Origin of the sequence: Gordonia sp. IITR100 (assembly GCF_002009645.1) — a bacterium.
Classification (GTDB): Bacteria; Actinomycetota; Actinomycetes; order Mycobacteriales; family Mycobacteriaceae; genus Gordonia; species Gordonia hongkongensis.
In genome coordinates, this window is the sequence record NZ_MVKV01000026.1 from 1 (window position 1) to 14,547 (window position 14,547).

Below are 14,547 nucleotides of genomic sequence, written 5' to 3' on the forward strand. Positions count from 1 at the left end.
CACCCACCAGCACCACCCTGTGGGCTGCGAGATCGACTGACCGACAGCTAGAAGAAACTGGCTCTAGAACTGCCTGGACCGGCTATCGGGGACCTGCCACGGATGCATGCCGTGGTGCATGTCGAGGATGGCGAACCGGCCATCAACCTTGTGCAGCGCGACCCTCCGAAAGATGTCCGTCAGGGCGTCGGCATCGTCGAAGGTGCCCATCGATCCGTAGTCGATCCGCGCGCCGTCGCGGGCGAAGCAGCCGCGAAATGCGTCCGCGTCTTTGGCATCTGACGCTCGCCAGTAGCGGTACTTGAGTCGCTCGATCGCAGCGACGTGATCATGCTCCGAATCAGTCGTCATCGTCATCCGTTCTCAGCTGCGCAGGCCCCGCCCGCGGTCCGCTCGGGCGTCAGGGGCAGCCTATGTCCGATCGCACCAACCTCACGCGGATTCGCGGACACCGACCGGGCTGGTCTCCGGAAGGCAGCGCTCGCCCCGAGGATTCGGGACGCTACCGCGAGCTGGGACACGTTGGCCCCGCGGACGCCAGAACAGTGCGGCGTCATCCCGCATCCCCAAGGCCGACCAAAATTGTCAGTGGTCGATGCGATCATCAGTGAGTCATGAGGGGTTCTCGCCCCAGATCTGCGTTCGCTGTCAAATGCCTTACCGCCGTCGCTCTCTCGCACCACGAGCAGCGTCGTCGCCTACGGCTTCGGTGACAACACGATCGAGGCGGGTTGGAGGAAGGAAGACGGATGAAACTCTCTGCTGCGCTCGATGTCGAGGTCGTCGCCCACGAAGCCGCCGACGAGGTGACCGTGCTGCTCGAACTGCAGGCACCGGCCGGTCCCGTCACGGACCGGACACCCACAGCGTTCCAGGTCGTGCTCGACCGGAGCGGGTCGATGTCCGGCGCCCCACTCGCCGGCGCACAGAAAGCGCTCGCGAGCGTGGTCGCCCAACTCGACCCGACCGATGTGTTCGGGCTGGTCACCTTCGACGACGCGGCCGACGTCGTGGTCCCCGCCGGTCCACTCACAGACAAGCAGCGCGCGACCGATGCCATTGCTCGCATCGACGCCGGGGGCCTCACCGACATGTCATCCGGTTACCTACGCGCTCTGCAAGAGCTGCGACGCGGAACTACCACGGCAGGTATTCGAGGCGGGACCGTGCTCATCGTCAGCGATGGTCACGTGAATCAGGGGATCCAGGATGTCGACGCCCTCGCCGGCGTCACCGCGAAAGCCGCCGCGGACGGCATCGTCACCTCGACGCTCGGATACGGCCGCGGGTACGACGAGACGCTGCTGTCCGCGATGGCGAAGGCAGGCAATGGAAATCACATCTTCGCCGACGACCCGGATGCCGCTGGGGCGGCAATCGCTGGTGAGGTGGACGGGTTGCTGGCCAAATCGGTTCAGGCCGTCACCCTGACCGTGCGTTTCGTGCCGCAGGTGCAAAAGCTGGCCCTGTATAACGACCTCCCAGTCCACGAGACCGCTGAGCGCGAGTTGATGATCGAGCTCGGTGACCTGCATGCGCTGGAGCAGCGAAAGCTGCTGCTGCAGATAAAGGTCGACGGGCTCGCCGCGCTCGGGGTCACACAGGTCGCCGACTTAGAGTTGCGCTACGTGGAGACGGCCACGCTGACCGAGCACACGGTCACGCTGCCTATCTCGGTCAACGTGGTGCCGGGCGATGAGCTGGGTCATCGGATACCCGATCCAAAGGTGCAGTCCGAGAAGCTCTACCAGGAAGGCCAGGCCGAGAAGCTCCGGGCGTCGCAAGCCTTCGAGCGTGGTGACATCGAGGGTGGCGAGTCGGCGCTCGGTGTAGCTCGGGCGCGCCTGACGGAGGCCGCCTCATTCTGCCCGCCCGAGGACCGCGAGGCCATCGATGGGGAGGTTGGTGCGCTTGACGTGCTTGCTGCCGATGTCCGTACGACAGGTGCCGGTTACGTGTCCAAGGCGACCCGCGACTCGTATCATCTCGCCAACCGGAAGCGTGGTCGGCGCCGGGACTGAGCTCGTTCTCGACGATCCTGTTCCCAGGTTCTGCCCTCAACGCCGACGACCCACCGCGTCGAGCGCGACCGAACTTTTCACCAGGAGGAACGATATGCACCTCACCACCGCCCAACTCGACCGCGCCGCAGGTGTTCTCCTCGGGACAGCCGCTGGTGATGCGCTCGGCGTTCCGTACGAGTTCGAGTCCCGCGTCCTGCGCAGCGACGAGGCGCCCCAGATGCTCGGCGGAGGTCTGGGCGACTTCGCTCCCGGCGAATGGAGTGACGATACGTCCATGGCGATGGCGATCGCCGACGTGGCGGCGACCGGTGCCGACCTCACCACGGACGAGGCGCTCGACGCCATCGCCGACAACTTCCTGCGCTGGTTCGACGGCGGACCCGCCGACATCGGCATCCAGACCCGGGCTGTTCTCAGCGCGACGAGGCGGCGGCTCAGCCGCGGTGGAGTCGGCGCGGGCGCGATCATGCGCGACGAGGCGAACGCCTACGCCGAGCAGCATCCGCACTCGGCGGGCAACGGTGCGTTGATGAGGACCGCACCCGTCGCGCTCGCGCACCTCGACGATCGGGGCGGCCTCGCCGACGCCGCTCGGCTCGTGGCCGGACTCACCCACGCCGATCCCCTCGCCGGCGATTCGTGTGTCTTGTGGTGCGAGGCGATCCGGGTGGCGGTCTCGGACGGACAGTTCGACGTCCGCGCCGGACTGGATCTGCTACCCGACGAGCGAGTCGACCGGTGGTCGGCATGGCTCGACGCTGCAGAGTCAGAGCCGCCGAAGTCGTTCTCGCCGAATGGGTTCACCGTTACCGCACTTCAAGCGGCGGCCGCGGCCATCACGCAGACCCCGATCCCCGACGCGATGCCGTGCCGTCACCTGCAGAGTGCGCTCGACACCGCAATCCGCGTCGGCAACGACACCGACACGGTGGCCGCGATCGCCGGCGGCCTGCTCGGTGCTCGATGGGGTGCAAGTGCGGTCCCGTGGTTCTGGCGTCATGCCGTGCACGGTTGGCCGGAACGCGACGGACGACCCAGCGATTCGCACGACCTGGTCTCGCGAGCAACCCTTGCGGTGCGCAACGGCGAACCCGACGGCAAGGGCTGGCCGCTGGTCGACGACGTCCAGTACTCCGAGCACGCATTCACAAACGCGGTCCCCCACCCGTTCGACGACGGTGTGCTGCTCGGCACGCATGCCACCATCGACCACAGTGCGGACGCCGTGGTGTCGATGTGCCGGGTCGGACGGCGCCAGGCATGCTTCGGCAAGGCAACCGAGTTTGTCGCGTCCCGGCTCATGGACTCAGGAGATCCTGCCGAGAACCCGAACCTCGAGTTCGTTCTTGCGGACACAGCCGACGCCGTCCGCGGCCTGCGTGCAGAGGGCAAGACGGTGTTGCTCCATTGCGTCGCCGGACATCAGCGGACGCCGAGCGTCGCGGTCGAGTATGGCGTGATGCTCGGACACTCGGTCGAGAAGGTGCGTGCCGCTGTGCTTGAGGCTATGCCTGGTGCACGCGGACGTGGGGTTGTCTGGGCGGCAGCGGGTGAGCCTCGGCCATAAGGACGGATACGTGGGCACCACTGGTGCCTGTGCAGATACACGAGAGGGAAGGTCTGTGATGTCCGGAGGAACATTGTCCGCGGCTGATCTGCGGATCTGGATAAGTGCAGCGCTCGAGCCGGTGGTCGGTCACGAAGCTGTTACTGACGATGACGGTGACTTCCCGATCCGGTTCGAGGCGGGTCTGGTCTTTATCAGCGCAGTGGAGAAGGAGCGGTCGATCCATTTGTTTTCGACCCTGGTGGAGGACGTGGTCAAGACCGACTACGCGGCGTTTGTGGTCCAGACCCTCAACCGAAATAATCTGCAGCTCAAATTTCTTCTGGTTGGAGATACGATTCGTGTCCGAGCAGTCTTGTATGCGGACCCGCCAGTCGAGTCGCATCTTGTGCGATGCCTTGCCGAGTTCGAAGCAGTGATGGCCGACGGCGCCGATATCGCGCACGACGTAGGCGGTCGTTTCGCCTGGGATGCTGATTCGCCGAACTCCGTTGATGACGACGAGTTGCCCACACCCGTCAAGATCTTGATCCAGCTCGACAGTAACGGCAACGAAACCTTGTCACCCGAGGACGTCGCACGGATCTGTCATCACGATACCGACGAGATCCTCGAGTACATCCGGACGGTCGAAGAGCAGATGATCGACTGGCGAAACCGGGCAGACAACGCGGCGTCGGAGGGCGACGGAGAGGAAGCCGAGGCGTGCTTGCACGAAGCGCGCGGCTGGGAGAAGACCGCGTCCGATCTGCGCGGGGCGCTGCGATACGTCGCGCTCGGATCGTGAGATCCATTGCCGCTCCGACCGTTGTGTCGGCCGCTACTCGCCGGCATAGCCGAGTCGCCAGGTCAGGCTAACGCCATTACTTCGATGTCCCAGTAGCGCTAGGCTCGCCGTATGGCGTCGTCCGGGTGGCAATTCTGGGAAGTGACAGACGACGGCGGCGAGTTGCGTTGGCTCGGCGCCACACGACCCACCGGGCGTACGGCAGCTAACCGTGCGACCGTGTGGACACTCATCCCCAGCACCAGGATTTTTATAGCGAACTGGTTCGTCAGCGAAGCGTGGTCAACTGAGGACAGTGGGTTGTCCTTCGAGGACATACATTCCACCTACGCCCAGAGGATTGCGCTTGACGTGCCGCAGCCCACGAAAGAGGACTTAGCGCGGATCACGCACCCGGAACGGTTGCTCACGCTGGCCGATGTCACGACCCACTCCGCGCTCAATGTGTTGGGCAAGCGCGTGGACACCAAATTGCAAGAGCGACGATAAGCGTCTGATTCGATTCCTGGGCTGAGTTGAAGACACATCAGGTCATACCAGTCCGGCACGGCGGGAGCAGTTTTCCACACCTGGGACGACGGACAGTCCCGTCTCCGAGGAAATTGTGGTCAACGTACAGCCATAGCGGTGCCCCTTTGCCGTAAATTCGCTGCGACTGCCAGCAATTGGATTGCAGCGCAGCCGAAATCGGTTGCACCGCATCGCAGTGGCTCGACGCACGCGCTACGACCCAGGCATTACCGCCGCCAGACCCTCACACAGAGAGCGCACTTCACCGACTGTCGGCGACAACTCGTACGCATGCTGGTGACAGCATGCGCTCAGTTGATGCCATAGCGAAGCCAGTCGATCAGCTGTCTCACGATCATCGAGCGCCTTCAGGATCGCCAGCCTAGACCGCATCGACGCCCACTCGCAGGGAGCATTGACCACACCGCAGCGCTCGAGCACGGTCGCTTCGAGTGCTTGGCGCGCCACCACCGCAGCGAGTCGGGACGCGTTACCCGAGGTCGAGTCCCCTAGGCCTCGCAGCAATTGCTGGGCATAGGCGAGGAGTTCGGCCGGCGTCACCGCTGGTCCAAGATGTCGTCGATAGTCTTACGCAAATCTCTGACGTCGTCTTTGCCGATGGTTGCGCCCTTGTGTACGCCCTTCGTTGCGATGGACATCGCCGCAGAACGATGCTGCCGCCGAGACTTCCACCCTGAGAGGTCTGAATCGGTTGCGCCGTGCAGGGCAAGTGCCACACAGGCAGTCGCACTCTTAGTCTCGGCCCATCGCGCTTCCGTGTCGTGCTGCGGCTGACCGTCGACGTTGCTGCGTGTGAAGTAGACCTGGCGAGCTGCTGCTTCGATGGCAAACCGGAACAGACCGGGACACGCTCGCCGCTTGATGTCATCGGGTACGTTCTCGTCGGCGACGACCGCGAAGGCGTCGTCGACGTAGCGACGCGCAGGTTCGTCGGCGCTTTTCACCACGAGCTGCGAGCCCGACTCCCGGGTGACCTCGATGAGGTGTGCATCGATCGAGTGCTGGCGAATCGCGGTCGCGAGACGATCGTCATGAGAAAACACGATGACCTGCCGGCTGGCGGCGAGGTCGGTCAACACGTTCAGAAAGCCGTCGATTTTGGCCGGGTCCATCGCTTGGATTGGATCGTCGAGCACGATGAACCGGAACGGGCTCGCCATGGCCGTCGCTCGCGGTAGAAACAGTGCGAGCGCGAGGGCGTGTAGTTCGCCCTGACTCATCACCGACAGGGCGCCCACTGGCTTGCCGTCGACGTGTCCCTTCAAGACCGCTTTGCGTTGTGTGCGTCTACCTTCGAGCGCAATCTCCGAGATTTCGACGTCGCTCTCCTGTCGCAGCTGCGACCAGATTGCTCGCGCACCTTCGGAGATCGGTGCGAGCCGCTGCGCCCTGAAGCTTTGCGAATTCTCCAGAACCCATTTGCGAGCTTCTTCAATCACTTTCACCGTGTCGTCGGTCTCGCGGGCAAGCCGTTCCAACGCAAGCCATTCCAGCGCGTCTTTTGCGATGGGCACCCATGCGTCTTGGAGTTCCGCCGCCGCACTTGCAGCTTCTGTCCGGAGTGCTGCGAGCGCTTCAGAGAGAGGGGGAAGCTGGGCCTCGATGTGACTTGGCAGGTCATCGACGCCAGCGGGTACCGCCGAGGCTGTAGCGAACGCCTCGCGGTAAGTCGCCAGGCTAGGCAACTCAACATCGGCAACCGGCGATACATCTCGAAGTGACTCGAACAGTTGGCGCGCTGACCGCTCCAGCTGGTCCACGTTCCGCCGCGCTTCCCGATACATCGCCAGCTGTGTGTCGTCGGCGGCGATGGCCTCTCGGGCGTGAGTTTCCCAGTCGACGGTCAGCGCACCCTCGCCGCACACCGGGCAGGCCGGAGCGTCGGTGTCGTGCGCGTTCCGGTACTCCAGGGCTCGCCGGAGCAGATTAGACCGCTGCTCGGCGGTCCGCATCGCACTGTCGGCCAGGGTTCGTGAGTTGCTCAGAGCATCGCGAAGTTCGGTAGCGATCATCGCAGCGAAATCGAGGTCTGGTAGGTCGATTCCTGCGATCGAGTCGAGGGCAGCGGCTGTCGTATGTTCGCGCGAGTCAGTGCCGGCTACCAGGCTGGCGATCGCATCCAGGTCGGGAGTCCGTGAGCGCACGAGTTTTGCCAGCGCGGCGGCGCGTTCGTCGTCGGCATCGGCGAGCAGCTTCTTGAGCGCAACTAGTGAGTCTCGTGCGGTCTTGCGCGGGCGCCGACGTTCCGCGTGCTCCGCGTTCAACCGATTCTCTGCGTCCTGCACCTCGTCGAGGGCGAGCAACTTGTCCAGCGCGTCGTAGAGCTTCGACGGCTCTTGCTCGAGCAGGCCGCCGATCTCGTCGTAGCTCAGAATCGGGCGGTAGATCTCGATCGCCGTGGACCAGCCAAGCGCGTCGACGCCGTGTTGACGCTTCTCACCCTCGCGCTGGGACCAGTGCTGGGCGTCGTTCAGCGCGGCTCCGTCGGGCCACTGCGCGCCGATAGAGGTCTTGGGTCCGTTCTCTGTGGTGAAGTCGACGCGCACTTCACATGGGTCGCCCTGGTGCAGATTGCGCCAGGTGTCGACCCACAGTTTGGCCTTGTTCTTCCAGCGGTAGCTCTGACCGGTGAGTGCGTACTCGAGACCTTCGGCGAAACTTGATTTACCCGAGCCGTTGCGACCGCTGATCACAGTGATGCCCGGATAGGGCGTGACCGCCAGACTCGCCTGGGGACCAATCCCGCGAAATCCAGCGACTCGGATCTCTCGGAGGAACGCACCTGCGGGTTCCTGCACCATCTGTGTGGCGTCGGGTCGTTGATGTGTGACGGTCCCACCGCCGAGCTGCTCCGACAATGCCTTCTCGCTGTCTAGCGCGGCGAGCACCACGTACTTTGCCTCGTCACTCAGCTCGTGATCGGCATCGAGCAACTGCCAGACAGTTTCGAGTAGAGACTTCTCACCAATCGAGCTTGACTCGGTCACCACACTCCCCTTCGACGGCGCTACCGCAGACCTTCCCACACTGCAGCGACAGACTTGCGGTTGTTGTCGTCACGTTGTGATCTACTCCGACTCGTGCATGATCCCCTCGTCTCCGGAATCTATGAATCGGTTGTCACACAGCGCCTGCAGGACCATCTCAGCGGGAGCGAGCTGTCCGCGGAATTTCTGAAGGTGCCTACAGACGAACAAGCTCACGTGTACGCACGCCATATCGCCGGCCTAGTTGAACGCCACCTCTCGCAAGTTGACGCGGCGGATCGACTGACCGCGGCAAACGCGATCATCGAACGACTCGCTGACGGTGACCTCGATATCGTTGCCCAACAGGACCTCTTGGCATCTCTGCGCCCCGCCCACCACCGGGTTCCGGTTCGTCCGACTACCCCGCTGTCGGAGGTAGCGCTGCTCACCAACACGCGCGACGAGCCAAACATGGCGAGTGAGGTCTCTCGCGAACTCCAGAGCGCCGACTGTGTCGATCTGCTATGTGCGTTCATTAGGTTCGCAGGCATCGCAGTTATCGGCCGCGAGCTACAAGCCCTCCGAGACCGCGGCGTTCCGCTGCGGGTGATCACAACGACATACCGCGGGGCCACCGAACGGCGCGCTATCGACGAACTGGTGACCAACCACGGCGCTGATGTGCGGATCCGTTACGAGACGGCGTCGACGCGCCTGCACGCCAAAGCGTGGCTGTTCCGTCGGAACTCCGGCTTCGATACGGGTTACGTAGGGAGTTCGAATCTGTCCCGGTCGGCGATGGTCGACGGGCTAGAGTGGAACGTCCGAATCTCGAACGTCACCACACCGGCGTTAGTGCGCAAGTTCGAGGCAACCTTCGACACGTACTGGAATGACCCCGCATTTAAGCCCTATGACCCGCGCACCGACGCCGATCGATTGGACACCGCACTTGCTGAGGCAGGCGGGTCCGGCTCAGGCCGCGAAACCATCACCGTTTCCGGTCTGGATGTTCAGCCGTATCCTCACCAGGAGCGGATGCTTGAAGCGCTGTCGGTAGCGCGCGAGGTACATGGTCAGCACCGCAACCTGCTCGTCGCAGCGACCGGCACCGGCAAAACGGTCGTCGCTGCACTCGACTACCGCCGTCTGTGTGCGGACACCGGCAAGCAGCTCAGTCTGCTGTTCGTGGCGCACCGGAAGGAAATCCTGGAGCAGTCGCTCCGCAAGTACCGGGAAGTCGTCGGGAATGGCAGTTTTGGCGAACTTTACGTCGACAATCACCGCCCCACGGAGTGGAAGCACGTGTTCGCCAGCATCCAGTCACTGACGAGTCGCAGCATCGACGGCATCGACCCGACATCTTTCGACGTCGTCGTCATCGACGAGTTCCACCACGCGGCCGCGTCGACGTATACATCACTGCTATCGCGGATCGACCCGACAGAACTGCTCGGCCTGACCGCAACCCCCGATCGCTCCGACTCGCTCGACATTCTGCACTGGTTCGGCGGGCGCTCCACCTACGAGCTCCGCCTGTGGGATGCACTCGAGCAGGACCTGTTGTGCCCGTTTCATTACTACGGCATCGCCGACAACACCGACCTACGCAACATCAGTTGGTCGCGCGGCGACTACAACCGCTCCGACCTCGAGAATGTGTATACCGGCAACGATGCGCGTACTCGCTTAGTCCTGAACGCGGTACGTGACTACGTGACAGACCCGACGATGATGCGCGCTCTCGGATTCTGTGTGTCGATCGCGCACGCCGAATACATGGCCCGTGAGTTTTCGCGTCAAGGTGTTGCCGCTCAGGCAATTTCCGCGGGAACCGCAGGTGCCGATCGCGCACAAGCGTTCGCTGACCTGCGCAATGGAACGACCAAGTGCCTGTTTGCCGTGGATATCTTCAACGAGGGTCTCGACATCCCCGACGTCGACACCCTGCTGATGCTGCGGCCTACACAGAGCTCCACGGTCTTCCTTCAGCAGCTGGGTCGCGGATTGCGGCGCAGCACGGGTAAGGCCGTGCTGACCGTGCTGGACTTCATCGGGCACCAGCGGGCAGAGTTCGACTTTTCCCCGCGGTTCACCGCGCTGACCGGTGCACGCGGCCGCAACTTGGTCGATGAGATCGACGATGGTTTTCCGTTCCTGCCTGGAGCGAGTCGGCTTGTGCTGGACCGCCAATCACAACAGATCGTCCTCGACTCGGTGCAGCGCGCACTTCCGTCCAATCGGCGCTCGGCACTCGTGGCCTCCGTCCGAGAAATCAACACCAGCGATCTCGGCCAGTATCTGCAGACGACCGGCGGAGACCTCACAGATATCTACGCGGGTAGCGGAACGCGGGCGTGGACGCCACTTTTGCGTGCTGCTGCTCTGCCCGCACCTGAACCGGGTCCCGACGAGTATGCGCTGCTCCGACGAGTACGAGCTCTCGCGCATGTTGACGACTACGAACGGGCATCGATGTATCGCCAGCTGGTATCTGTTCATGGTCCCCGGTACGACTCCTTGAGCCCTCGTGAACAGGCGTTGGCCCGGATGCTGATCTTCACGCTCTGGTCAGACCTGGGCGGATTCACCAGCTACGACGAAGGTTTCGACGTCCTCCGCACTCATCCCGCGGTATGCAAGGAGATCGAGCAGCTACTCACTGTCGCCACCGCTGGCATACACCATGTCCCTCGTACGGTCCCTGACGCTGCCGACGACATACCGCTCCTCACGCATGCGGAGTACCGCCGGGAAGAAGTCCTGGCGGCCATCGGGTTCGCCAACCTTCAGCGCAAGGCGCGCGGCCAAGCCGGCGGCGTCACCTGGAACGGCGACACCGGCGCACTGTTCGTGAACTTGCACAAAGACGCGCGCGAATTCAGTCCCACGACGATGTACCGCGACTATCCCATCTCGCGTACCGAATTCCATTGGGAGTCACCAAACAGCACCGCGATCGATTCCGATATGGGCCGACGCTTCGTAGAGCAGCGCACGAACGGCTGCGACATCCTGCTCTTCGTCCGAGATCGGCCCGATGGTGACTTCGGGGCGGCCCCGTTCATCTACCTCGGCCCTGTGGACTACGTTGCGCATCACGGTGAGCGTCCAATCTCGATCACGTGGCGACTCCGAAGGGCAATGCCGGTGGACGTGTTCGAGAGTGGGTCGGTGGTGGCGAGCTAGTTCGATCCAGGATCGTCGCACCGGCCGTCTACTCTGCACTCATGTATGGCTGGTGGCAATCCTTCGAACATTTCTGTTTTCCCCACTCCTCTCCGGTCGGTACGTCCGTGGATCTTGCACGCGTCGAGCGACATGCCCGGGAGAACTGGCAGGTCACCGCCAAGAAGCCGGTCATCGGAAGCTTCGAGGACGGCACGTGGTCACTTGAGTACCGAATCGATGCATCGAAGCTGCACCGGCAGTCCGATAGTCAGCGACGGAAGTACGACAGAGCCCGCGAAGACGGCTCTCGTGGCAACTTGGGCCCGGTTCCGCCGGCGTCCGAGCTCTCGATCCGCTCTGTCGATCTTGATTTGGAAGGCAGTAGCCGCCCCGAAACTGAGCGTCCTCGACAAGAAACCGCAGCCCCGGCTCAGAAGGCATCCCACACCCTTCGGCCGGTCGAGAGCAACGTTACAGAATTCTTCGAGGTCACCACGGACAGATCGACGGCCGAACGAGTGCGTCGCGAAGCCGACCTGCAGGAGCGCTACCGGCAGTACCTCCTCGCCCGCGGCCACGAAGTCATGAGGTACGAAATATGCTCTCCCTCAGGAGCTGTACTTGCAACCGATCTACACGACCTCTCCGACGACGATTTGATCGAAGTAAAATCTGCCGTAGATCGCGAGACTCTCCGACTCGCTCTCGGGCAGATTCTCGACTACCAGCGCTTCGTTAATCCGAAACGTTGCACCCTACTGGTGCCGGAGATGCCCCCACACGAGATGATCGACCTATTCACCAAGCTCGCCATTCGAGTCGTTTGGCCCACAGGAGGAACGTTCTCGACCCGCTGAAGGGAGCAGCGCGCGCTGCGTGCGCATATCCGCCCCGGCTGCATGCTCCTAGGACCGCGGAAGTCACGTGGTCTGCCGTCCGCGCCTTCGTATCTCCGCCACAAGCTCGGACCACTCGGAGTCACTCAGCGAAACCACCGACTCCGCCCTCGGATTCGACGCCCGACGAATCCCATCCGAGATCGTCGTCGGCATCGGGTTCTCGTACGCAGTCGGCACCTGCGTGGCTTGCGCGACCAATTCGGTGTCGAACCGATAGGGGTACTTCACCACCGCCTCGGCCGTCTCATCCGGCCAGAAACAGCTCGACTCCGACCTCAGCGGAGATAACACACGAAAGAGGTACACGTCGACCGCACTCGTCACCCACTCTTCAGGCTGGCATCGAGGACCGCGCCGCAGACCACTGGCGCGAGCCCCGATAACGTGCCAATCGAAACTCGCTGCTTTCGTCCAGTCCTGTGGCTCCCGACGAAGTCCCCAGCGGCCATGCCGAATTCCGAATCGAAGGTTCTCTTGGACCACCGGCGCCACACCCGAATAGGTGGTGAGAACGCGCGTCAACTCCGCGGCCCTTCGACCAGCGACCGGAGCATGTCCTGTGTCTCGGCGTCCGCGGAATAGAGTCGCATACCGCGCATCCCGCGCGTCAGAAGCACTTTGTAGGTGTTGCGGATGGCTCGGTCGAACGCTGCCCGGTCTGCCGTTTTGACTTGCCTGTCATAACTCTGGTCGGGCTGCGCAACCCATCGATCTGTGCGCCAGACCAAATCTGGTCCGAAGATGACTCCACCGTAGTCGTACTCGAACCCCTGAGCGGTATACACACAACCGATCTGCCCGAAACCAGCGGGATCGGTGGCCCAGAGCTCCCTGCCAGGTGCACCCTCGTGTCTCGTGGTCTTCGGGTTATTCCAGGGCCGACGCCAATTTCCAATCGTAATGTCGTCCGCGAGCGGTTCCCCCTTCTCGGGCGTGCTCCACTTCCAGCAGTAGCCGGCGACCATTCGAGCGGAGTAAGCCTCGTCAAGCATCTGTCGAAGGAAACTCTCGACCGCGGAAGGCGTCTCGTCGACAGACACGTCGAAGGCTTCGTCTCCCTCCCATCGAATCGGTCCGCCCGGTTCAAGTTCAAGCAGCCTCCGAACCCAGTAGTCGTACGCTTGGCTACCACCGCATCGGAACTGACCATCCAATCGAATGACCTTGATGGCGCATCCCATTCGCTCGGCCGCTCGTTGGATCTCGTCGACGCTGCCGCGCTCCGACGGCTTGACGATCTGATCCTCGTCAAGCAGGAACACAGGTACGCGCGCCGCGTCGATCAGCTCTTCGACTTGCGGGCGACCGGTGCGATTGATGGCGCGAGTGAACCGGTTCGTCGAGGTCTCGCGAATTCGGTGCGCCTCGTCGCAGATGATGACTTCCAAATCGTTCGGCTCCGAGCTAATGAAGTTGTTGTAGTAGGTGAAGAGCTTTTGTACTCGCGGCGCTCGAGCACCGGCGACTTTGCGGAGCGTCTTGGTGAACGCGGATGACCCCGTCGCGTGCACTGCGGTCCTCCCCTGACGTGCGAGTTCACCGAGCAAGCTCAACGCGATGACCGACTTTCCCGATCCGGGACCGCCGACCACGATGATCACCTCTTTCGTGTTCTGTCGGCCCGCCGCCTGCACGGCGCGCATCACGAGCGAATAGGCGATCTTCTGTTCGTCGAGAAGCACAAACTGCTCACGACGTTGCACCTCGTCGGCGGCCAGAGCCATCAGCTGCTTACTCGGTCGAACCGCAGACGACATCAGCTGGTCGGCAGCATCGGCGCCGGGTTTGTCAGCGATCCGCGAGCGGAGAAAGTCGATCAGCTCGTTGCGCCGTTGACCGGTAAACATGCGGCCGGTCTGAGATTCTGGGTAGCCCCACAGCGATCGGACGCCGTCGTCGGTCGCATTGTGCAGGTACGCGACACCAGCGAGTTGCTCGGAGCTTCCGGCCAAAGCGGCGATGAAGTCCGCGATGTGAGAACAGTAACGGCTCACTTGTTCGATTGGGTGTAGACGTTCGCGGTCGCCGTCGTAGAGGACGACGTCGTCCGTACCTTCGAGGACGGTCGCAGTGTTCCATTGTTTCAACTCGACCACGACATAGGAGGCCTCGCCCGTTTTCGGGTGTACGCCGCACACGACGACGTCGGCGCGTTTGCTGGTGAGCGGCAGCCTGTATTCGAGAAGTAGCTCAGCTTGCTCCAGCCCGGCGTCCTCAAGGTCGCTCACCAGTACTGCGACGCTGCGCTCCCACGAGCGCACTTCGGCCTTCGACGCCCGGTAGCCGTACTCAAAGAAATGTTGCTCGGTCAACTTAGGGATCAGGGTGTTAGCGGTGATCTGGGCGCGAACGCCCGACACCGAAGCTCGAAACAGAGACATGCGGCTCCAGGAAGACACGACGAACTTCCCGCTCGGGTTGGAGCCTTGTCACGATGACGCGTCTGTCGGGCCGAGGCGGATTACGGTGCTAACCATAGTGCTCATGCGGACACAATTGGTACAAGCACCCGGCCGTTCGAAGATTTTTCCGGCCCGATGCGCAAATGGTCGCGATTGTCGTAACGATCGGTTAGCTTCCAGTCGACGTAAGTTCTGCC

8 protein-coding genes and 1 pseudogene are annotated in these 14,547 nt (G+C 62.9%); 6 read left to right on the plus strand and 3 right to left on the minus strand.

Going from position 1 to position 14,547, the window contains the following annotated elements; genetic code table 11:
• Positions 1–99: 99 nt before the first annotated feature.
• Positions 100–351, minus strand: a pseudogene (locus B1818_RS22680) (nuclear transport factor 2 family protein); the annotation flags it as partial.
• A 398-nt stretch (positions 352–749) separates the two neighbouring features.
• Between B1818_RS22680 and B1818_RS22685 the strand changes: the two are divergent.
• From B1818_RS22685 to B1818_RS22700, 4 genes are all read left to right on the plus strand, one after another.
• Positions 750–2,021 (plus strand): VWA domain-containing protein, encoded by a 1,272-nt coding sequence (locus B1818_RS22685; RefSeq protein ID WP_078114089.1) that lies wholly within the window; start codon positions 750–752, stop codon positions 2,019–2,021.
• Positions 2,022–2,115: 94 nt separating this feature from the next.
• Positions 2,116–3,591, plus strand: a complete 1,476-nt coding sequence (locus B1818_RS22690) for an ADP-ribosylglycohydrolase family protein (protein WP_078114090.1) — start codon at positions 2,116–2,118, stop codon at positions 3,589–3,591.
• A 58-nt stretch (positions 3,592–3,649) separates the two neighbouring features.
• Positions 3,650–4,378: a hypothetical protein gene (locus B1818_RS22695; protein ID WP_078114091.1), complete on the plus strand. Its 729-nt coding sequence runs from the start codon at positions 3,650–3,652 to the stop codon at positions 4,376–4,378.
• A 111-nt stretch (positions 4,379–4,489) separates the two neighbouring features.
• Entirely contained in the window at positions 4,490–4,867 is a 378-nt protein-coding gene (locus tag B1818_RS22700; RefSeq protein WP_078114092.1) for a hypothetical protein, read from the plus strand.
• Positions 4,868–5,445: 578 nt separating this feature from the next.
• Here the strand turns inward: B1818_RS22700 and B1818_RS22710 are convergent.
• A complete protein-coding gene (locus tag B1818_RS22710) occupies positions 5,446–7,896 on the minus strand; it encodes an AAA family ATPase (RefSeq protein WP_078114112.1) in 2,451 nt (816 codons plus the stop codon).
• A 93-nt stretch (positions 7,897–7,989) separates the two neighbouring features.
• Between B1818_RS22710 and B1818_RS22715 the strand changes: the two genes are divergently transcribed.
• Positions 7,990–11,067 (plus strand): DUF3427 domain-containing protein, encoded by a 3,078-nt coding sequence (locus B1818_RS22715; RefSeq protein WP_176455981.1) that lies wholly within the window; start codon positions 7,990–7,992, stop codon positions 11,065–11,067.
• Between the two features lie 41 nt (positions 11,068–11,108).
• Positions 11,109–11,906 carry a hypothetical protein gene (locus tag B1818_RS24070; RefSeq protein WP_139363084.1) on the plus strand — a complete coding sequence of 266 codons (798 nt, stop codon included), beginning with the start codon at positions 11,109–11,111 and terminating at the stop codon, positions 11,904–11,906.
• Positions 11,907–12,466: 560 nt separating this feature from the next.
• Here the strand turns inward: B1818_RS24070 and B1818_RS22730 are convergent.
• On the minus strand, positions 12,467–14,329 hold the full coding sequence (locus B1818_RS22730; RefSeq protein ID WP_254859857.1) for a DUF2075 domain-containing protein: 1,863 nt from the start codon (positions 14,327–14,329) through the stop codon (positions 12,467–12,469).
• Positions 14,330–14,547: the final 218 nt, after the last annotated feature.

Bases quoted from the DNA above. Each gene is read 5' to 3' on its own strand.
- B1818_RS22690 (WP_078114090.1), top strand. From the start codon at position 2,116: ATGCACCTCACCACCGCCCAACTCGACCGCGCCGCAGGTGTTCTCCTC.
- B1818_RS22700 (WP_078114092.1), top strand. From the start codon at position 4,490: ATGGCGTCGTCCGGGTGGCAATTCTGGGAAGTGACAGACGACGGCGGC.
- B1818_RS22685 (WP_078114089.1), top strand. From the start codon at position 750: ATGAAACTCTCTGCTGCGCTCGATGTCGAGGTCGTCGCCCACGAAGCC.
- B1818_RS22695 (WP_078114091.1), top strand. From the start codon at position 3,650: ATGTCCGGAGGAACATTGTCCGCGGCTGATCTGCGGATCTGGATAAGT.
- B1818_RS22730 (WP_254859857.1), bottom strand. From the start codon at position 14,329: ATGTCTCTGTTTCGAGCTTCGGTGTCGGGCGTTCGCGCCCAGATCACC.
- B1818_RS24070 (WP_139363084.1), top strand. From the start codon at position 11,109: ATGTATGGCTGGTGGCAATCCTTCGAACATTTCTGTTTTCCCCACTCC.